The sequence below is a fragment of the Novibacillus thermophilus genome, from assembly GCF_002005165.1.
In the GTDB taxonomy this organism is placed as follows: Bacteria; Bacillota; Bacilli; order Thermoactinomycetales; family Novibacillaceae; genus Novibacillus; species Novibacillus thermophilus.
On record NZ_CP019699.1, the window covers coordinates 1090644 to 1111251 of the forward strand.

Below are 20608 nucleotides of genomic sequence, written 5' to 3' on the forward strand. Positions count from 1 at the left end.
ATCATCGAGGGTGAATTTGCTGACAAGTGTCGCCACGCTTGCTATGCTTATCTTAAAGGGAAGTACAGGAGGGAGAAACTCGGTGATCGGGATTTACGCAAGAGTAAGCACAGAGGAACAAGCAAGGACAGGTTTCAGCTTACAAGACCAAATCAAGGAGTGCAAAAAGAAAGCGAGAACGAATGAAGTTATTGAATACATAGATGATGGATTTTCCGGAGAGTTTTTAGACAGGCCGGCATTGACAAAGTTGCGGAATGATGTAAAAGAAGGAATCATTTCTAAAGTAATTTGCCTCGATCCTGACCGACTATCCCGAAAATTAATGAACCAATTAATAATAACGGATGAGTTTGATCGTCTTGATGTTGAACTTATATTTGTGAACGGTGAATATGCCAAGACTGCTGAAGGGCAGCTTTTTTACAGTATGCGTGGTGCTATTGCTGAATTTGAGAAGGCCAAAATTAATGAACGGATGTCTCGTGGACGAAGGGAGAAGGCACGTCAAGGTCGTGTCGTCCGGGACTACCAGATATACGGTTACGACTACGATAAAGAAACCGAACAGTTTATCATCAATGAAAGCGAGGCGGAAATTGTCCGTCTCATATTTGATCTTTTTACGAAGCCTAATGACCTTGTCCGCGGAATCAACGGGATAGCAAAATATTTAACGGAGAAAGGTGTTCCCACCAAGCGTGGTGCAAATGTGTGGCACCGCCAAGTAGTACGACAAATGCTCATGAACCGAGCCTATATTGGAAAATTCTATCAGAATAGGTGGAACACGGAAGGAATGCTTGGTAACAAACACAAGCCAAAAGATGAACGCATACCTATGAAAGAGCGACCTCGGGAAGAGTGGATACCTGTTCCTTGTCCTGCCATTATAGATCGTCAAACCTTTGACCATGCACAAAATCTGCTCTCCGAATCTCGTCGCCGATGGACAAAACAAAGCAAAAGAAGATACCTTCTTAGCGGACTTCTTCGATGCGCCAAATGTGGTAATACAATGACCGGAAGAAAACATCGTAACTGGGGGGCAGATGTTTTTATATATACCGATGAGAAAAATTACTCTGGAGCAAAGCATCCCGGTTGTGGTATGCGGGTTAGGTGTGAAAAACTTGATAAAGATGTGTGGGATAAAATATCCCATTGGTTGAACAACCCAGATGAGATTGCAACGGTAGAAGATGAGACGGATGAGGTTGATTTTGAACAGGCTGAAATCATTCGGTTAGAAACTGAAATTAAAAAGGCAAAAGAGGGCCGTAAGCGGCTTCTCAACCTGTTTGCGGAAGGTTTGGAGATCGGTCAGGAAGAAATCCGAGAATCATTGAAAGGGTTGAAGCGAAAAGAGGAGCATTTAACAGAAGAATTAGAAGAGTTAAAGAAAAGATATAGCGAACTGTCGAATAAGCAATATAGCGCCAACCTTATAAAAGAGGCCGCTGCGTACTATTTAAATCATGGTAAGGAAGAACTGTCTTTTGACGATAAGCAGGCATTGATTAGATATGTAGTGAAGGAGATTAGGGTATATAAGGACGGTATTGAGATATACACTTTCTAAACGCCTCTAATGACATTAGAATCGAGATTTTGATGCACCTTCGATCGTTGAAAAAAACGCGAAAAGACGTCTCTCTGCACGATCCCATCGGAACGGACAAAGAGGGGAACGAAATCACATTGATCGATGTGCTCGGAACGGACATTGACGACGTGATTCAGCGAGTGCAACTGAAAATTGAGAAGAGCAAAATCTATCAACACATTCACATCTTAGACAAACGCGAGCAAGAAGTGATACGCGGCCGTTTCGGACTGGATAACGGCGAGGAACGGACACAGCGTGAAATCGCCCGCAAACTGGGCATTTCCCGTTCTTACGTTTCCCGCATTGAAAAGCGGGCGTTGATGAAATTGTTTCACGAGTTTTACCGGTCGTCAGAATAAAAGGCGAGACGGTGTTCCCCGCCCACTGCAGGAACACCGTCTTTTATGTGCGATGCGTTACTTTTGGTCGTTCGCCTCGTCTTTGATTTCGCTCCGCATGCCTTCGATGCTCTGTTCCCTGCGTTCGTTTTTCGCTCTGATTTGTCTTTTCTGTTCTTCACTCAGTTCTTCTGAGTGAGCTTTGAGGTAATCGCGAGCATCATCCATGTTATCGAGCGTATGTCCGATCATGTTTTCCAACTTCTCAACGTTGTCGGAACGGTCGTCTGGTTTTGCCAAAAGTATTCCCTCCTATATAAAAGTCGTACGCTTAGTATGGACGCGCAAGACATTTTTATGTACAATGTGGCGAGCAACAGGAGCTGATGGGAGGCTATTTATCTCCGCCATCGAATCGTGTATTATAGGGAAGATAGTGAATTACCGCTGGTGCAGGAGTTACACGTTATGAATCGGGAACCGACTCACCTCAACCAAAAAGTTTGGCGCATCCTGGACCAAAGGGGACACGAGTCGGCACTAGACGCCATCGATTCATTCGCCATGGACGATACTCTTTGTGCGTCTGTCGGCGGAAAGCTGTCTCCTCCCACTGCCCGACTGTGGGTACATCGGGATACCGTCGTTCTGGGGATACAAGATACCCGCCTTCCCTTTATCGCAGAGGGACTTAACTATTTGGAAGCGAAAGGTTACCGCGTCATTGTGCGAAATTCCGGAGGCCTCGCCGTCGTGCTCGATGAAGGCGTCCTCAATATTTCGCTCGTGATGCCCGTGGACCGTCCCTTTGCGGACATCGATGACGGATTTGAAGCGATGCGGCAATTAGTCGAGGAGCTGCTTCACCCTTACGTGAGGCACATAGCAGTCGGGGAGGTGGAAGGATCATACTGTCCGGGCCGTTATGACCTGTCCATTCGCGGGGTGAAGTTTGCCGGCATTTCACAGCGGCGCACAAAGGGCGGGATGGCGGTTCAAGTCTTCTTGCTCGTTTCAGGGAGCGGACGGAGAAGAGCTGAGGTGCTTAAACAATTTTACCAGTTGGCTGGTGCTGCCCAGGAACCGCGCGGAAAGCTCTTTCCTTCCATCAACCCGGAAACCATGGCTTCCCTCACCGAATTGTTGTCGATCGGGATGAACACCGATATGCTCAAACAGCGGTTAGTGGAAGTGTTGCAAAACCGGTCGAGCCGAATTATCACCACCTCACGGTTCCCTTTTGAAGAAGAACGGTTTCAGCTCAATCGGCGGCGAATGGTGGAACGCAATGAAAAAAGTTTGTACAAGTTTGATAAAATAAAAAGAGAAATGCCGTTGTAAGAATTTGAGCGCACTTTTTTGGGGCAAATTATGGGATGGGTGGATGCGGTGAAGAGACTGATACCGAAAAAGTTCGTCAAAAGTGTATACGATATCGATTTTAACGAGTTGCAACATCGCGGGTTTAAAGCCATTATTTTGGATTTGGACAACACACTCATCGAAACGGACAAAATGGATGTCACACCGGAGCTGATGCATTGGCTAAAGCAACTGGAATCGATGGGGTTCCGGGTCATGATTGTGTCGAACAACACGAAAACCCGCGTGGCGACATTTGCCAATATGCTTCAGGTTCCTTACATACACGCAGCGAAAAAACCGTTTTACTCCTCTTTTCAAAAAGCGTTGCACCACTTAGAAGCGACCCCGGAAGAAACGGTCATCGTCGGAGATCAGCTGTTGACAGACGTGTTGGGCGGAAACAAAGCCGGACTGTATACGATTTTGGTCGTTCCCATTTCAGAACGCGAGGGGTTTTGGACAAAAGTCAACCGCACGTTTGAAAAGCTGGTGTTCATGTGGATGGATTTACGCGGTATTAAACGCTGGGAGGAATGATGTTGTCGAAAGAGACACGGTATTGTGCCGGGTGTGGTGTTCCGATTCAGACGGAAGACCCGCAACGTTCAGGCTATGTCCCGCCAGAAGCGCTTGAGCGTGAGCATTTAGTTTGCAGGCGCTGTCACCGTATCCGCCATTACAACGAGGTTGGGAAAACTGAGCGGACGGCGGACGATTTTCGTACAGTGCTACAGGAACTCACGACGCAGGAAGCTCTCGTGGTACACATTGTGGACATCTTTGATTTAGAGGGTAGCTGGATTCCTGAATTGTCCCGGTACATCGGCGACAATCCGCTACTCCTTGTGGCGAACAAAGTGGACTTGCTTCCCCAGTCAGTGAGGCCGGAAAAAATCGAGAGGTGGCTTGCACAATTTGTTAAAGGGCGGAAAACAGATCCGGTCGACATCGTCCTGTGCAGTGTTAAGATGAACCTGAATGTCGAACGAGTGGTGGAGAAAATAGAGGAATACCGGAACGGACGGGACGTGTACATCGTCGGGGCCACCAATGTCGGAAAATCATCGTTCATCAACCGGTTGCTGCAACAGTACGGAGACGGTGAAGGGGATGAAATCACGACGTCGTACTACCCCGGGACAACACTCGACGCGATACGCATTCCTTTGGACGACAACCGGGAAATTGTCGATACGCCGGGCATTGTCAACGAAGACCGCTTGAGCGAACGGGTGTCACCTGACGAACTGCGTCTGATCGTGCCGAAAACGGTCATTCACCCGAAAGTGTACCAGCTTAATGACGGACAGACGCTTTTTTTTGGCGGCTTAGGCCGGCTTGACTTCAAACGGGGGCCCAGGCAGCCGTTTGTCTGTTACATGGCGAAAGACTTGTACATACACCGGACCAAAACGGAACGGGCCGATTCGCTTTATGCGGAACACGTGGGGAAGATGTTGTCACCCCCTTTTGAAAAAGGCACACTTCCGCCGATGTGGAAGCAGTCTTTCCATGTGAGAGGGGAGAAGACGGACATCGTCATTTCCGGCCTCGGCTGGGTGACATGTCGGGGAGATGCGGCCGAACTGGACGTTTACGCCCCGAAGGGGATCACAGTCTCGCTGCGACCGGCGTTGATATGAGGACGTCGCGAAAAAGAATGTTCTTATCGAGGGGAGAACTTAAATGGAAATCGGAACACACACGCGCCTTTTGGGTGTCATGGGACATCCTGTTGCCCACTCGAAATCGCCACTCATGCACAACAGGGCGTTAGAAAGTCAAAAGCTCCCGTATACGTACTTGGCGTTTGATGTGCGCCCGGAAGAGCTACCGCAGGCGGTAAACGGAATGCGCGCCCTCGGCGCTCGAGGGTGGAACGTGACGATACCTCACAAAGTGGCCATCATGGCCCTATTGGATGAAGTGAACGATGAGGCCCGTCGAATCGGGGCGGTCAATACGGTTGTGAATGACGGCGGCAAACTGATCGGGATGAATACTGACGGGGCCGGGTATTTGAGATCACTCGAAGTAGAAACAGGTCTTCGTCTGGAAGAACAGCGCGTGCTCATTCTCGGGGCGGGAGGCGCCGCAAGGGGCGTTGCCTACGCGTTGGCGCAGTCAGGCGTTCAGAGTGTCGTCATCGCCAATCGGACTGTGGCAAAAGCCGAACAGCTCCGTTCACTCCTGCAACACCTGACGGACGTCAAAGCGGTTCCTTTGGCAGAGATTGAGAAGTGGATAGATGATCGGACGTTGATCGTCAACACCACATCGGTCGGGATGCATCCCCACGTCGAGGAGACACCTATCCCAGGAGAGTTGTTGCCGGAAGGGGCCATCGTCAGTGATTTAATCTACAATCCGATGAAAACGACGTTACTGAGACAGGCAGAAGGCCGGGGCTGTGTCATACACAACGGATTCGGCATGTTTGTCCACCAAGGGGCGCTAGCTTACGAACAGTGGACAGGGGTTCAACCTCCGCTGGACGTCATGCGCCAGGCGGTATCTACGTAGACAAGGAGTATGAAGATGCGGATCGGAATTATGGGAGGAACGTTTGACCCCATTCACTTCGGCCACTTAATTGCGGCAGAGCGAGTGAGAGACGAACTACCCTTAGATTACGTGTGGTTCATGCCGGCAGCAGAGCCGCCTCACAAACACAGCCGCACCGTTGCAGACCCGATTCACAGGTTGAGGATGGTGGAGAAGGCAGTGGTCGATCATCCGAAATTTTGCGTGTCGAAACTGGAGTTCGAGCGGCAAGGTACATCGTACACCGCTGAGACGATGTCCATTTTGCAGAAGCGCTACCCCGAGCATGAATTCTACTTTATCGTCGGTGCTGATATGGTTCACGACCTTCCAAATTGGTATCGTATCCAACAGTTGATCCAAGACGTGCAGTTTGTCGGATTAAACCGTCCAGGCTACGGCAGACCCGAACTTCCTGATGCCATTGCCAAGCGGGTTCGTTACGTCTCAATGCCGTCGATCGGGATTACGTCGACTGACATTCGCAGGAAAAGGGCGGCAGGGAAATCTGTGAGGTATCTCGTTCCCGAGGGCGTGCGGGAATATATGGAGGCTAATCGGTTGTATGAAACGTGAAAAACTGTTGACCATTGTAAAAAGTGAATTAGATGAGAGCCGGTACCGGCATACGCTTCGCGTGGCAGAAACGGCCGTTCAGCTGGCTCACCGTTTCGGGGCCGATCCAGAGAAGGCTGACGTGGCAGCCCTTTTACACGATTACAGTAAGTGCTGGCCGACAGACAAGCAGCGCCAGTGGATCGTGGAACACAAGATAGGGTATGATTTATTGCAGCACAGTCCAGCCTTGTGGCACGCTTTTGTCGGTGCGGAAGCCGTTCGTGAGCATTTGGGCGTAGAAGATGAGGATATTCTCAACGCCATCCGCTATCACACGTCCGGGCGTCCGAATATGTCCGTACTGGAAAAGGTGGTCTGTTTAGCCGATTATATCGAACCTGGGCGCGATTTTCCAGGAGTTCAGGAAGTGAGGGAACTGGCAGACCATGATCTGGACGGCGCCCTTTACCGTTCGCTGAATAACACGTTGATGCTGCTGATAAAAAATAACCGTAAACTGTACCCGTTGACGGTTGAGGCGAGGAACGATTTGTTAAAGGAGGAGTCGTGACGTTGGATTTAGTGGAAGTGGCGAAGTTGGCTGTACAAGCTGCGGAAGAAAAAAAGGCCGTTCGGCCCGTCATTTTAGACATTCAAGGTCTTTCCGTCATCGCAGACTACTTTGTCATTGCAAGCGGACATTCGGAAAAACAAGTTCAATCTATTGCCACTGGTGTGAAAGACAGTTTAGAGGAAGCAGGCGTACACGTGAGAGGGGTCGAAGGTTATGACCAGGGGCGCTGGGTGTTGATCGATGCCGGCGATGTCGTGATTCACATCTTTCACCGTGACGAGCGCGATTTCTACGATTTGGAACGTCTGTGGGGCGACGCCAAAACGGTTGGAGTTCAATGAGGCGATGGGACGTGAAAACTATCGGCATTTGGCCAGTGTATACGATCGGCTGATGGAAAGCGCTCCGTACGACAGGTGGCTGCAGTGGACGGAAGCACAGTGGAGTCGAATGGGGGTACAACCAAGGACAGTGGTGGACTTGGCCTGCGGTACGGGTACGCTGACGTGGAGGTTGGTCAAAACAGGCCGGACTGTCATCGGGGTGGACCGCTCCGCAGACATGCTGGCCGTCGCCGCTGGTAAAGAGGGACTGCGTCACGGCGCTGGATCGGCTGTCCAGTGGCTGGAACAAGACATGCGCGAACTCATCCTCCCCAGACAGGCAGATGCTGTCGTCTGTTTTTGCGACAGCCTCAACTATTTGTTGACGGAAGAAGACTGGAAAAGAGCGTTTGAGGCAGTGCATAAGGGGCTCGCTCCGAAGGGTGTTTTTTTGTTTGACATTCACAGCCCCTACAAAATCGCGGACGTGTTGGGTGACCAGCTGTTTGCGTGGGAAGAGGCGGACGTGTACTGTGTCTTGAACAATCAGTTCGACCACGAATGCGGCATCGTCAACCAAGCGTTGACGTTCTTTGTTGAACAAAGGGACGGCAAATATGATCGGTTTGACGAGTGGCACCGGCAGAGGACGTTCCCTGTACACACAGTCGTAAAGTGGCTGGAGGAAACCGGATTTTCCGTTCAATCAGTCAGCGCTGACTTTGAAATAGAGGGCGAACCGAAAGAGAACAGTGAGCGGCTGTTTTTCGCGGCGCAAAAGCGCTGAGGGATACTTGTTATAAGAGGGGGCTCCTAGTATCTCACACTCGGATCGGAAAAAAGAGTTGACACAGCCAGGGCCGTTTGCATATAATCAGTATGAAATACGCGGAAAAGTGTTATCGACGATGCCGGGGAGCAGTAGGTTGTATTAAATGTTCAGAGAGTCGGCGGTGGCTGCAAGCCGACGTTGCACACAATCGAACTCGCCCCGTAAGTCGCAGAGGGGAACCGAGTACCTTCTGCCGTTCTGATCCCCGTTACCGGATATTTGAGTGAGTATCTGTTAAAGCTGGTACTAAATAGGGTGGTACCGCGGGAGAATGGTCAACAACCTCTCGTCCCTAGTGATGACACTTGGGGTGGGAGGTTTCATATTTGGGAGTAATTTTTCATTACGTGCAGTTCCAAGGAGGAATGGGTCATGACTCAAGGGTACAATCCACACCAAATTGAACACAAATGGCAGCAGATCTGGGGCGAGCGCCACATCTACCGAACGGTCGAAGAAAGTGACAAACCGAAATTTTACACATTAGAACAATTTCCCTATCCGTCAGGAAAACTGCACATGGGACACATGCGCGTCTACTCCATCGGGGATGTAATCGCCCGCTTTAAACGGATGAACGGCTACAGGGTCTTGCACCCGATGGGGTGGGATGCGTTCGGACTGCCGGCAGAAAACGCAGCGATCAAAAACAACGTACACCCGGCGAAATGGACGATGGACAACATTGCGCACATGAAGGAGCAGCAAAACCAGCTGGGTGTCAGTTACGACTGGGACCGTGAAGTGACGACGTGCCAACCTGACTACTACCGGTTCACCCAGTGGCTGTTTTTACTCTTTTACGAGCGCGGTTTGGCTTACCGGAAAAAGGCGGCAGTCAATTGGTGTCCGGGCTGCCAGACTGTGTTAGCCAACGAACAGGTGGAAGATGGGCGCTGCTGGCGATGCGATACAGTGGTGGAGAAGAAAGAGCTTGAGCAGTGGTTTTTTCGCATTACCGAGTATGCCGACCGCTTGCTGCATGACCTCGACAAGCTCGACGAGTGGCCGGAAAAAGTGAAAACCATGCAGCGCAACTGGATCGGCCGCAGTGAAGGGACGAACGTCACGTTCACAATCCCGGAATTGAATGATGCTCCCGTAACGGTATTTACCACCCGACCCGACACACTGTTCGGCGTCACGTACATGGTGTTGGCACCGGAACATCCCCTCGTCGAACAAGTGATTCGCGGAAAGGCGCAAGAGAGACAGATCCGGGAATTTATCGCGCGCATGCGGAACGAATCGGAAATGTCCCGAACGTCCGCTGATGCCGAAAAAGTTGGTTACTTTACAGGCGCGTATGCGAAGCACCCGCTGACGGGAGAAGAAGTGCCGATTTGGGTGGCCAATTACGTGTTGATGGATTACGGAACAGGTGCCGTCATGGGGGTCCCGGCTCACGACGAACGCGACTTTGCCTTTGCGAAGAAGTACCACCTGCCGATTCGCAAAGTGATCGACCGCCCTGGGGATCCACTCGGTGAGCCGTTGTCCGAAGCGTACGTCGAAGACGGTGTCCTCGTCAATTCCGGCCAGTTTAACGGTATGCCGAACCGCAAAGCGATTGTGGAAATCAGCAAAGCGTTGGAAAGTCAAGGCAAAGGAGAGCGTACTGTCACGTACAAGTTGCGGGACTGGCTCATATCCCGGCAGCGTTACTGGGGAGCCCCGATTCCAATCATCTACTGTGACGCGTGTGGCACAGTCCCTGTACCGAAAGAACAGTTGCCCGTTCTGTTGCCGGAAGATGTCACTTTTGACGGACGCAGCAACCCGCTGACAACGTCCCCTTCTTTTGTTGACACAACGTGTCCCCGCTGCGGTCAGCCGGCACGGCGGGAGACGGACACGATGGATACGTTCATCGATTCCTCTTGGTACTACTTGCGCTATACAGACCCACACAATGAAGAAAAGCCGTTTTCCAAGGAAATGGCGGACAAGTGGATGCAAGTGGACGAGTACATCGGCGGGATTGAACACGCCATTTTGCACCTCTTGTACTCGCGGTTCTTTACCAAAGTCCTGTACGACGCCGGGATGGTGTCGACGGACGAGCCGTTTAAAAGTTTGCTGACGCAAGGCATGGTGTTGAAAGACGGCGCCAAAATGTCGAAATCGAAGGGAAATGTCGTCAGTCCCGATGAGATAATCGAGCAGTACGGTGCGGACACAGGGCGACTGTTCATTCTGTTTGCCGCTCCGCCGGATCGCGATTTGGAGTGGAGTGATTCCGGCGTGGAAGGCAGCTACCGGTTTTTAAACCGCGTGTGGCGGGTCGTGGGTGAACACAAACACATATTTGAAGACAGGCCCCAGGCTGAACCAGACGTTGACAAAGAGAGCAAGGCGCTCAACCGAACTTTGCACTACACGATCAAGAAAGTGACGGAAGATGTCGGGACGCGCTACAACTTTAACACGGCGATCAGTGCGATCATGGAGCTCGTCAACGCAGTACAAAGTTATCCGCAGACGGCCGATCGGGGGACTTTGGCCGATGCAATTGAACATATCGTATTGCTGTTGGCGCCGTTTACGCCACACATCGCCGAGGAACTGTGGCAACAGATCGGCCATAGGGACAGCGTACACGAGCAGGCGTGGCCGACTTTTGACGAAGCGGCCCTCGCCCTGGACGAGGTCGAGCTCGCTGTACAGGTAAACGGCAAAGTGCGCGACAAGCTTACTGTGCCGGCAGGCGCTGACAATAAAGAAGTGGAAGAGATGGCACTGGCGCGGTCCAAAGTACAGCAGCAGTTAAACGGCAAAACGGTGCACAAAGTCATTGTCGTCCCGAAGAAGCTGGTGAACATTGTGGCGAAGTAAGGTGAATTACCATCACTGAAGCCCCCCTTTTCGCGAACGAAAGTCGCGAAAAGGGGTTTTTTTGCCGATATACAATCGTAGAGAGGTTTATTCAGTGGCTTTTAGGTGTGCTCGTAAAACATGCGCTGCACGTGTTGCAAGTCTTTTTCGTGTTTGTGTTGGGTCATGTGAAATAACTGTTGAAAAACGGTCCCCAACTCCTGATCTAGTACGTTTAAACCGTCACGAGTCACACCTCCCGGAACCGCGACGCGCTCCTGTAATGATTCCAGGCTAAACCCGCCTTCTGTCAACAGTTTCCCAACGCCGAGAATCATTTCGTTCACGAGGGAAACGGCGGTTTCTCGTGGGATGCCGGCCACGTCACTGGCTGATTCGGCAAAGCGCTGCATGAGTAAGCAGAGAAAGGCGGGGGCACAACTGGCGAGATCCGAGGAAACGCGTACGTGGGCTTCATTGATTTCAATGGGACGGCTGATGTGGCGAAACAAACGGAAAAGCGTTTTCCGATCGTCTGACGTGAGGCGGGAACCGAACATGACCAAAGCCGCTCCACAAAGCACTGAGTTTGTAATACTGGGGACGACTTTCGCAACTTTTGCCGGAATGCGCTCTTCTATGTCGCGGATCAAGACCGGACTGGTGATGGAGATGACGAGGTGCTCCGGCTGGACCACATCCTGGATGTCGTCCAGGACGTTTCCGTATTCAAGCGGTTTGACACAGATCAATATGATCTCGCTGTTTTCGACGAGGGTCCTATTGTTTGGGGCAATGTGTATGCCCGGATGTCGTGCTGCCAGTTGACGCGCTTTTGCATGGGTACGGTTGTAAATGAAGATGTCGTCCGTTCCCAAGGCACCAGCTTTTAGAAATGCTTCGATCAGGATTTGTCCCATGTTTCCGGTCCCGATAAATCCAATTTTCGCCAAGCGAAATCCCTCCAGTCGTCAACGTGTCATTTATTTAGCCTATGACGGAGGTGAGGCAAATACGACAGAGGATAAACATTCAGTTTTTGGAGGCGGAGGAGTTTGGCAAATTGACGGGAAAGAGGGGGAAGATCGTTGTTTCAAACGTGGTCGAACAGGGAGATAAAACTGATGGCAGTCGCGCTCGTTTGCGTGATTTTGCTTCTCAGCACACTCATGTACTTTCTGTTTACAGACCGGGCTGAAAGTACGGAGGAAATTCCGTTAGGCGACGACCTGCCAGACGGTGGATTCGTGGAAAAGAAAGAGGAGGCGGCAGATGAACCTACGGAAATCGTCGTCGATGTCAAAGGAGCGGTGAAGCAACCGGGGATTTACCGTTTGCCTCCTGACTCCCGCCTTTATCAAGCCATCGAAGCTGCCGGAGGAGCCACTGACGAAGCGAACACGGACCAACTCAATCTGGCTGACTTTTTGATAGACGGAATGGCGGTCATCGTTCCCCGCGAGGGCGAGGAGCTGCATGACACGACACAGGGAACGGGAGGGGAACCTCACACAGGAACCGGGAAAGTGAACATTAACCGGGCCTCTGAAGCGGAGTTGCAGACGTTGAGCGGTATAGGGCCGACCAAGGCGGCCGCCATTGTAAAGGACCGGGAGGAGAACGGGCCTTTTAAAACGGTGGACGATCTGACACGCGTAAGCGGGATCGGAGATAAAACGTTGGAAAACATAAAAGACGACATAACCGTTCGCTAGAAGAAGGGAGCGAGCTTCGTTATACTGGAGATATCTGTCGCTTTGGGTGGGCAAGTCACCCACACGTGCTTGGAAAAATAAAAATGGTGGACAGGGGGTGGGGAGTTGAAGAAGCGCCCGTTCTCTTACGGCAAGATTGTTGCCATCGGCAGCGGTTTTTTTGCGCTGACACTCGTGTGGACTGTGTACAATACGTACATGCCGCTCATTCTAGGTGAGTTTATCGAAAGTCGCGCGATTCGCGGCTCGATTATGGGATTAGACAATTTACTGGCCGTTGTGTTGATTCCCCTCATCGGAGTGTGGTCCGACCGGCTGGATACTCGATACGGCGGACGGCTTCCGTTTCTCATTGTCGGAATGCCGATGGCCGCCTTGTTTTTTGTCCTCATTCCGTTCCTCGGTCGCGGCGCACTCTGGATGCTGTTGTGCGTCGATATCGCATTTCTTCTGGCCATGACGGTTTACCGTGCACCCGTGATTTCGCTCATGCCAGACCATACGCCAGTGGAAAAGCGGTCGACGGCAAACGGTGTCATCAATTTGATGGGCGGGGTGGGGGGACTGCTTGCGTTGTTTGCCCTCGCACCGCTCTACGACCTCTCCCGCTCCTACCCGTTCGTCATCGGCGGGATGATCCTGTGTGCCTCGTTTGCTCTACTTTTCTTCACCGTTGAGCGGCATCCGCCGTACGCTCGTGTCAATATCCAAGACAGCGCTGAAACAGTGCCCCTTCGATCGTTGCGCTCGAATGTAGCCAGGCTTGCTGAACCAACCTTTCGCGGCCATTTTCTCATCCTTTCTGCCATTTTTTTGTACTTTGTCGGCTACAGCGGGGTGGAGGCCCAGTTCAGTGTGTACGCGACTGAACATCTCGGGGCAAGCGGGGGCGAAGCTGGGTTGACCCTCGGTTTCTTCAGCTTGTCCTTTGTACTGTTCGCCCTTCCGGCTGGAATGGTCGGAAGTCGGTTCGGGAAATCGGAAACGATGCTCGCCGGACTGATCGGCTTGCCGGCCCTCTTCCTCATCATGCCGTGGATCACTTCCTTGGCACTGTTGAAAGTGTTACTTTTCGCGGGCGGTATGGCCTGGGCTCTCGTCAACGTACAGGCTTATCCGCTCGTGGCCGATTTAGGGGGCACGAAGAGAATCGGTTTTTTCACGGGGATGTACTACCTGTTCTCCATGGCCTCGTCAGTGGTCGCTCCAGCCGCATTAGGATTTTCGATGGACGTTTTCGGCCACCCCTCCCTTTTTTACACTGCCGCCGCGAGCTTTGCTTTCGCTTTTTTTCTGTTAAGAAAAGGGACGGACCTCGTCAAATCAAAAAAAGTATTTGACGGATCAGAATCAATGCCTATATAATAAATAACAACCTGTACAGGGAACTGAATATTTTGGAGCCTTATCAAGAGTGGTGGAGGGACTGGCCCAATGAAACCCGGCAACCGGTCTTCGCCTTTAGGAGATGCGGTGCCAATTCCTGCAGGACGTTTTCCTGAAAGATAAGGGGAGATTTAGTCTTTTGGTATGAAGCTCTTCCTTATCGGAAGAGTTTTTTATTTATATGTTTGAGGAGGAACCTGACGATGAGTGACGAAAAGCAATACCAGTTTGACACACTGTCCGTCCACGCCGGACAGCAACCCGACGAGGCGACGAATGCCCGAGCGGTCCCGATTTACCAGACGACTTCATATGTCTTCAACGACACGGATCATGCGGCTAACTTGTTCGCCTTAAAAGAGTTTGGCAACATTTACTCCCGGATCATGAATCCGACGAATGACGCCTTTGAACAGCGCGTGGCCGCTTTGGAGGGCGGGGTTGGCGCGCTGGCCACGGCGTCTGGACAAGCGGCTATTACGTACGCGATCTTAAACATTGCCAAGTCCGGAGATGAAATCGTGTCGGCCAGCAGTCTGTACGGTGGAACGTACAATCTGTTTTCCCACACGTTGCCAAAGTTGGGGATACGCGTTCACTTCGTCGATCCGTCCGATCCGGACAATTTTCGTCAAGCGATCAATGAAAAGACCCGCCTCGTCTTTGCTGAGTCCATTGGCAATCCGAAAAATGACGTGTTGGATGTGGAAGCGGTGGCCGCTATTGCCCACGAGAACGGAATTCCGTTAATTGTGGACAATACGTTCCCCACGCCGTATTTGCTGAGGCCCATCGAATTCGGAGCTGATATCGTTGTCCACTCTGCAACGAAATTTATTGGCGGACACGGGACGTCCATCGGCGGCGTCATTGTCGATTCCGGCAAGTTTGACTGGACGAACGGGAAGTTTCCCGAACTGACGGAGCCAGATCCGAGTTATCACGGAGTGGTGTACACAGAAGCACTTGGCCCTATCGCTTACATTACGAAGGCCAGAGTGCAGTTGTTGCGGGATACTGGAGCCGCGCTCTCTCCTTTTAACGCCTTCCTGTTTTTACAAGGGCTGGAGACGTTGCACTTGCGCATGGAACGTCACAGCGAGAACGCGTTGAAGGTGGCTCAGTTCTTACAACAGCACGATGCGGTAGAGTGGGTGAATTACCCCGGCTTAAAAGGCCATCCGTCCTACGAAAAAGCGCAAAAGTATTTGCCGAAAGGACAGGGAGCGATTTTGTCATTCGGGATCAAAGGAGGTCTTGAAGCCGGGAAGAAATTGATCAACAATGTGAAGTTGTTCTCTCACTTAGCCAATGTCGGCGACGCCAAGTCACTGATCATTCACCCGGCCAGCACGACGCACCAACAGTTGACACCGGAAGAACAGCTTTCCACCGGGGTATCGCCGGAATTGGTCCGCCTCTCTGTCGGAATCGAGAGCGCAGACGACATTATAGCCGACCTGGATCAAGCTTTGAACAGAAGTCACGCCTAACGGCAAGGGACCATAAAAACATTTTGATCGCGGAGGCAGCGAAAGCTGCCTCTCTTTACTTGCTAGGCTGTTCATAAAACGTTGCATTTTTTAAAAAAAAGGAGAAACGGGAAAACGGTATAATAGAGAATGGAAGTGAACAGTTGACAGGAGCAGAAGGAGTCGAGACACGTGAAGAAAAGTGTTGTGATGGTAGCGGCTGTTGTTATCATCGGGGTGCTCGCGTTCTTCATGTTTTTGAAAATTTACGGAGACCCGACGGCTTACACGGAGTTAGAACAACGGGTCGAACAGTACTTAACGGAAGAACAGGGCGATGATCCCGATCGGATCGAAAGGATTGAAGTCTTCCGACAAGCGATGAAGCGACCGGGTTATTATGTAGAAGTCGTGTTTAAAGACGAACCTGAGACGGTATATGTTTACTGTGACGAGGGAGGACAAATCGTCCAGTGCGGCAAAAAAGAGACGGGTGCGGACGGAAAGGAGTCCAGTGTCACGCAACGCGAAAATTGAGCGCCGGTTCTATCATACTAGGACAAAGTGTTGTAAAATAGAGCTATTGATTTACCAGTTGGGGGTGGAGATCACGTGACGATTAAATCGGACAAATGGATTCGCAAGATGGCGACTGAGCACAAGATGATCGAGCCGTTCGTCGACCGCAACGTCGGCAAGGGAGAAGCCGTCAGTTTTGGCCTCAGCAGTTACGGCTACGATCTGCGCGTTGCGGATGAGTTCAAAATTTTTCACAACGCGTTAAATCCAGTCATCGATCCGAAAGAAATCAATCTGGACTCTTTTGTTGATTTTAAAGGGGACGTGGCGATCATTCCGCCCAATTCTTTCGCCCTTGCTCGTTCGGTTGAATACTTTCGCATTCCGACGAACGTTCTCGCCATCTGTGTCGGCAAATCGACTTACGCCCGCTGCGGCATTATTACGAACGTCACGCCGTTTGAACCGGGGTGGGAAGGGCATGTCACGTTAGAAATTTCCAACACGACGCCGCTTCCGGCGAAAATTTATGCCCATGAAGGGTTGTGCCAAGTGTTGTTTCTGGAAAGCGATGAAGAGTGTGAAGTGTCTTACCGGGACAAGAAAGGAAAATATCAGCATCAACAAGGTATTACACTACCGCGTATTTAGTTGACAAAAGAGGAATATTGGCAAAAAATGTCGAATACCCACACATCTGGAAAGGGTGTGTGGGTGTTTGCGTTGGTCTGTTTATTGGGTCACTGGATGGGTGACCGGGCTGTGGGTCGGCAGTCTAGGGTGGCTGCCTTTTACCATGTGGTGTTTGTCGCTGGCCGCTGTGTCCGTCGTTGGGGTGTGGCAGCTGTACAGGAGATGGCACGGCTTCCGCCCATTTGTGGCTGCAGTCGCTTTTTTGTCGGCTGCCGCTTACATGACCTGGACCGATGACCACAACCGCTCGGTCTGGCCGGAACACGCCCGCGAGTGGAAAGGCAGCATCACGGGCCGGCTCCTGGAACCTCCTGTGGTGGACGGGAACAGGGTGGACATCATGTTGCGGAGTGAGATGTGGCACCAGGGAGACGACACGTTTTCCACTGGGGGAGAAAAAGTGCTCGTCCGGCTCTATTTAGAAACTTTGGCGGAGCGAGATTACATTTACACGTTCCGGCGCGGCGACTGGGTGCGGGTTGACGTTAAACTGGAGAGGCCAGACGTTGCCCGGAATCCCGGAGGCTTTGATTACCGCCAACATCTGTACAGGCAACACGTGCACTGGATTGGGCGTGCCCAAGACGCCGGTGCTGTGGAACGCCTCACGTCTTCTCGACACGGGCTGGAGTTACTGGATCGTTTTCGGACCTATTTGGGCCAGCGGATCGATTCTGTTTATGAACATCCTGCCGCCGGTCTCGTGCGGGGGATGATTCTCGGTGAGCGGGAAACAGTAGATTTACAAGTCGAACGTCAATTCGCCACCCTCGGCCTGCTTCACTTGCTGGCCATTTCCGGCCTGCACGTGGGAATCGTCCTCGCCATCTTCTACGGGGGTTTAAAGTGGATGGGGGTGACCCGGGAGAGAGCTGCCGCTTTCGCTTTGCTCTTTTTGCCGTTTTACGCGCTGTTGACCGGGGCGAACCCTCCCGTTATTCGCGCCGCCATCGTCGGAGGGCTTGTCCTTCTCGCCGTCATCTACCGCCGCTGGAAAAACAGTGTCCACTTTCTCGCCTTGGCGGCGTCTCTTATGTTGCTCTTCAACCCGTACTGGCTCTTCAGCGCGAGCTTTCAGCTGTCTTTTACCGTAACCGTCGGCATCGTGGTCGGTGTCCCGCTCTTATGCAAGCGAATGCCGAAGCTCCCCGCTTTTCTGAGGGAGACCGTTGCCGTGACCGTTGTGGCGCAACTGTGTTCGTTTCCTCTCATCATTTACTATTTTAATCAGTTTTCTCTCTTGTCCGGTTTGGCCAATTTAATCGTCGTACCCTTCGTCAGTTTCATCGTCATTCCGTTAGGGTTTGCCACTGTTCTGCTAGCAGGCATTGCAGTTCCGCTGGCGACGTTGCCTGCCAAAGTGAACGAATGGGCCGTAGATGTGGTCTTGACAGTGGCCGAGATGTTGACGGACTGGGAGCCGTTTCATCTCGTATGGCCGACCCCGCCCATTCCGTGGGTGTTCGTTTACTACGCCTTGTTGGGAGCGATCGGCAAGTTTTGGCTGTGCAGCGATGTACGCGTTCCCCGGCGGAGGCGTGTCGGCTTGTCGTTAGCCTTTGTCTTCGTCGTCATCTTCGCTCACTCTCCTTTCCCGTGGTGGAACCGCCCGCTCACTGTCACGTTTCTAGACGTCGGACAAGGGGATGCCATCGTCGTGGAGACGCCGCAGCGCCAGACGATAGTAGTAGATGCAGGGGGCACGGGTTTTTTTGAACGAGAGCCCTGGCAAGTCCAGAGAGATCCGTTTGACGTCGGGGAAGACATTGTTCTCCCTTTTTTGCGGCACAAGGGAGTTGCCCGAATCGACTATCTCGTCATGACTCACGGCGATGCCGACCACATCGGCGGCATGAAAGCGTTAGTGGAGAACCTCCCCGTCCGCTACTTTGTGCGCGGGGCGGACACACACAACCCTTCAGAACTGGAGCGAGAGCTCCTGTCTTCTCTTGAAGCTGCCGACGTTCCCGTTTACCGGGTGACGAGTGGAAGCGGATGGCAATTAGAGGACGGGCTCTACTGGCAGTTTGTCCAGCCCGAGCCGGAGGACGTGCCGTCAGACGAGCGCAACGCCCAGTCGGTCGTAGTCCTTCTTTCGTATCAAGGGCGGTCCTTTTTGCTGACGGGGGACGCCGATCAAGAGGTGGAAGAACACATTGTGAACACGTGGGACATCCCGCCCGTAGACGTACTCAAAGCCGGACACCACGGGAGCGATACGTCGACGGGGGATGTGTTGTTACAAACCGTCCGTCCGAAAGTGACCGTGTTGTCTGTCGGAGAGAACAACCGGTACAACCACCCTCACCCTGACGTCATCGAAAGGTTACATCAGGCGGGAAGCTCTATTTTCCGCACTGACCGGCACGGCGGCATTACGGTCCGCGTCCACCGCGACGGTCACCTGTCAGTTGAACAGAGTATCGTTGATTAATGTCCTGTTTCAGATTACTCTTTCCATGTAACTGATTCGATAGTTGTGCCTATTAGTAGTTCACGTAGAGAGGGTTGGAGCAGTGACTGGAAAGCTGTGACGATTATCTTATGCGTAGTGGGATTCCCGTCAATAGCGGTTGATTCACACCAAACGGAGAACGAGGCTGTGTCTAGTGCATCAGCTTTTACTGACTTTCTAGACAGCTGAACGAAGATCGCCAAGGGTATCCTAGTCTCCCCAGACTTCGGGATTAATGAGATTCGGCGGTTTAATTCCGTTTAAACCCGCTTCAAGATTTTTGGCTGCTAGCTGAGACATTTTCAATTCCGTTTCATGTGTAGAAGAGCCGATGTGGGGTGTTGTGACCACATTTTGCATCTTTAAGAGCGGATTGAGCGGATCAACGGGTTCTTGTTTGTATACGTCTAATCCAGCAGCAAGTATTTCTCCTTTTTCTAAAGCATCGATTAAATCTTCCTCGACAACCGTTCTGCCGCGTGAACCGTTAATGAATATGGCCGATTTTTTCATCAATTTAAACTCCCTTTTCCCGATAAGCCCTTCTGTTTCAGGAGTAAGGGGAGTTATGAGACAAACAAAATCGGAATGAGCGAGTAACGCGTCAAGCGTACAAAATGTCGCGCGATACTTTGTGTCAACTTCAGGTTTTCTCGTACGTGAGTGATACAGTATCTCCATGTCGAACCCAAAGTGAGCCCTTTGTGCGATGGCTTGTCCTATTCTCCCCATTCCGATAATCCCTAATTTTTTATGGTGAACATCAACCCCGAATTGTTCCGGCACTAAAAACTCCGACCATTGGCCGCGTTTTACGAAATGGTCTAGCTCGGGGATGCGTCTGGCTGTTGCGATGAGGATACCGAAAATAGCGTCAGCAACCGTGTCTGTCAGGACATCCGGTGTGTTTGTTGCCATAATGCCCCTTTTCGTCAACGCTGTAACGTCTAAATTGTCGTAACCGACGGATACGTTGCTGACAATTTTTAGGTGAGGAGCGCGGTCTAACAGCATTTTATCTACTTTTAACTCTAAGCCGATAATTCCTTCGACTTGATGTAAATATTGCAAAAATCGCTCATCGTTCCTCGTATCGACGTGCTTAAAAAATTCGACCTCATATTTTTGCTGAAGGTCGTGTAGGACAGGCTCAGATACCCGGTTGTATGCAAGGATCTTCTTTTTTGTCATGTCATCATATTCCTTCCGTGCTTATTTTTTGTCGACAATCGACAATATCGTTAACTATAAAATATCGGGAACATAATCAGATGTCAATAAGTAGGTTCACAAAAATTAAAATTAAAAAATGCTTGACAATAAAAAATAAAGCGTATATGCTAAATTTAGTCGATTGTCGACAATCGACGTATTACCGTATAAGCGTACGACTTGTACAGATGAGGGGAAG

The 20608-nt window shown here is 51.3% G+C and carries 19 protein-coding genes, 1 pseudogene, 1 riboswitch and 1 other annotated feature; of the genes and pseudogenes, 17 read left to right on the forward strand and 3 right to left on the reverse strand.

Going from position 1 to position 20608, the window contains the following annotated elements; translation table 11 throughout:
• Nucleotides 1-82: 82 nt before the first annotated feature.
• Nucleotides 83-1582: a recombinase family protein gene (locus B0W44_RS18320; RefSeq protein WP_077719128.1), complete on the forward strand. Its 1500-nt coding sequence runs from the start codon at nt 83-85 to the stop codon at nt 1580-1582.
• Between the two features lie 14 nt (nt 1583-1596).
• Nucleotides 1597-1968: pseudogene (locus tag B0W44_RS17725) on the forward strand (sigma-70 family RNA polymerase sigma factor); the annotation flags it as partial.
• A gap of 57 nt (nt 1969-2025) precedes the next feature.
• Here B0W44_RS17725 and tlp read toward each other — a convergent pair.
• Entirely contained in the window at nt 2026-2247 is a 222-nt protein-coding gene (tlp, locus tag B0W44_RS05430; protein ID WP_077719130.1) for a small acid-soluble spore protein Tlp, read from the reverse strand.
• Between the two features lie 168 nt (nt 2248-2415).
• Between tlp and lipL the strand changes: the two genes are divergently transcribed.
• From lipL to leuS, 9 genes are all read left to right on the forward strand, one after another.
• The gene (gene lipL, locus B0W44_RS05435) at nt 2416-3288 is read left to right on the forward strand and encodes an octanoyl-[GcvH]:protein N-octanoyltransferase (RefSeq protein WP_077719131.1); all 873 of its coding nucleotides are present in this window, start codon (nt 2416-2418) and stop codon (nt 3286-3288) included.
• A gap of 48 nt (nt 3289-3336) precedes the next feature.
• Nucleotides 3337-3849: a YqeG family HAD IIIA-type phosphatase gene (locus B0W44_RS05440; protein WP_228441547.1), complete on the forward strand. Its 513-nt coding sequence runs from the start codon at nt 3337-3339 to the stop codon at nt 3847-3849.
• Nucleotides 3849-4955: a ribosome biogenesis GTPase YqeH gene (yqeH, locus tag B0W44_RS05445; protein WP_179947380.1), complete on the forward strand. Its 1107-nt coding sequence runs from the start codon at nt 3849-3851 to the stop codon at nt 4953-4955. Before B0W44_RS05440 ends, yqeH begins: the two co-directional genes overlap by 1 nt.
• A 43-nt stretch (nt 4956-4998) precedes the next feature.
• Entirely contained in the window at nt 4999-5835 is an 837-nt protein-coding gene (gene aroE / locus B0W44_RS05450) for a shikimate dehydrogenase (protein WP_077719133.1), read from the forward strand.
• 15 nt (nt 5836-5850) lie between these two features.
• Complete coding sequence (locus B0W44_RS05455; protein ID WP_077719134.1) at nt 5851-6432, forward strand: nicotinate-nucleotide adenylyltransferase; 582 nt, start codon at nt 5851-5853, stop codon at nt 6430-6432.
• Nucleotides 6422-6985 carry a bis(5'-nucleosyl)-tetraphosphatase (symmetrical) YqeK gene (yqeK, locus tag B0W44_RS05460; protein WP_077719135.1) on the forward strand — a complete coding sequence of 188 codons (564 nt, stop codon included), beginning with the start codon at nt 6422-6424 and terminating at the stop codon, nt 6983-6985. The genes B0W44_RS05455 and yqeK overlap by 11 nt, the downstream gene beginning before the upstream one ends.
• 2 nt (nt 6986-6987) lie before the next feature.
• Entirely contained in the window at nt 6988-7329 is a 342-nt protein-coding gene (rsfS, locus tag B0W44_RS05465) for a ribosome silencing factor (protein ID WP_418304075.1), read from the forward strand.
• Between the two features lie 4 nt (nt 7330-7333).
• Entirely contained in the window at nt 7334-8098 is a 765-nt protein-coding gene (locus B0W44_RS05470) for a class I SAM-dependent DNA methyltransferase (RefSeq protein WP_077719137.1), read from the forward strand.
• 112 nt (nt 8099-8210) lie between these two features.
• Nucleotides 8211-8440 (forward strand) — a binding site (T-box leader).
• Nucleotides 8441-8515: 75 nt separating this feature from the next.
• Nucleotides 8516-10978 (forward strand): leucine--tRNA ligase, encoded by a 2463-nt coding sequence (gene leuS / locus B0W44_RS05475; RefSeq protein ID WP_077719138.1) that lies wholly within the window; start codon nt 8516-8518, stop codon nt 10976-10978.
• 101 nt (nt 10979-11079) lie between these two features.
• Here leuS and comER read toward each other — a convergent pair whose 3' ends face one another.
• Nucleotides 11080-11910 carry a late competence protein ComER gene (comER, locus tag B0W44_RS05480; RefSeq protein ID WP_228441550.1) on the reverse strand — a complete coding sequence of 277 codons (831 nt, stop codon included), beginning with the start codon at nt 11908-11910 and terminating at the stop codon, nt 11080-11082.
• Between the two features lie 135 nt (nt 11911-12045).
• Here comER and B0W44_RS05485 point away from each other — a divergent pair, with 135 nt between their 5' ends.
• The 6 genes from B0W44_RS05485 to B0W44_RS05510 all read left to right on the forward strand — a co-directional run bounded on the left by B0W44_RS05485 (nt 12046) and on the right by B0W44_RS05510 (nt 19176).
• On the forward strand, nt 12046-12672 hold the full coding sequence (locus tag B0W44_RS05485; RefSeq protein WP_077719139.1) for a helix-hairpin-helix domain-containing protein: 627 nt from the start codon (nt 12046-12048) through the stop codon (nt 12670-12672).
• Nucleotides 12673-12777: 105 nt separating this feature from the next.
• Nucleotides 12778-14037: an MFS transporter gene (locus B0W44_RS05490; RefSeq protein ID WP_077719140.1), complete on the forward strand. Its 1260-nt coding sequence runs from the start codon at nt 12778-12780 to the stop codon at nt 14035-14037.
• Nucleotides 14038-14074: 37 nt separating this feature from the next.
• Nucleotides 14075-14184, forward strand: a riboswitch (SAM riboswitch).
• A 77-nt stretch (nt 14185-14261) separates the two neighbouring features.
• Nucleotides 14262-15551, forward strand: coding sequence for a homocysteine synthase (locus B0W44_RS05495; RefSeq protein WP_077719141.1), 1290 nt, complete (start codon nt 14262-14264; stop codon nt 15549-15551).
• 171 nt (nt 15552-15722) lie between these two features.
• Nucleotides 15723-16067 carry a DUF3139 domain-containing protein gene (locus B0W44_RS05500; RefSeq protein ID WP_077719142.1) on the forward strand — a complete coding sequence of 115 codons (345 nt, stop codon included), beginning with the start codon at nt 15723-15725 and terminating at the stop codon, nt 16065-16067.
• A 75-nt stretch (nt 16068-16142) separates the two neighbouring features.
• Nucleotides 16143-16700 carry a dCTP deaminase gene (dcd, locus tag B0W44_RS05505; RefSeq protein ID WP_077719143.1) on the forward strand — a complete coding sequence of 186 codons (558 nt, stop codon included), beginning with the start codon at nt 16143-16145 and terminating at the stop codon, nt 16698-16700.
• A gap of 67 nt (nt 16701-16767) precedes the next feature.
• Nucleotides 16768-19176, forward strand: coding sequence for a DNA internalization-related competence protein ComEC/Rec2 (locus tag B0W44_RS05510; protein ID WP_077719144.1), 2409 nt, complete (start codon nt 16768-16770; stop codon nt 19174-19176).
• Between the two features lie 231 nt (nt 19177-19407).
• Here the strand turns inward: B0W44_RS05510 and B0W44_RS05515 are convergent, their stop codons facing one another.
• Nucleotides 19408-20388, reverse strand: coding sequence for a 2-hydroxyacid dehydrogenase (locus B0W44_RS05515; protein ID WP_077719145.1), 981 nt, complete (start codon nt 20386-20388; stop codon nt 19408-19410).
• Between the last annotated feature and the right edge of the window lie 220 nt (nt 20389-20608).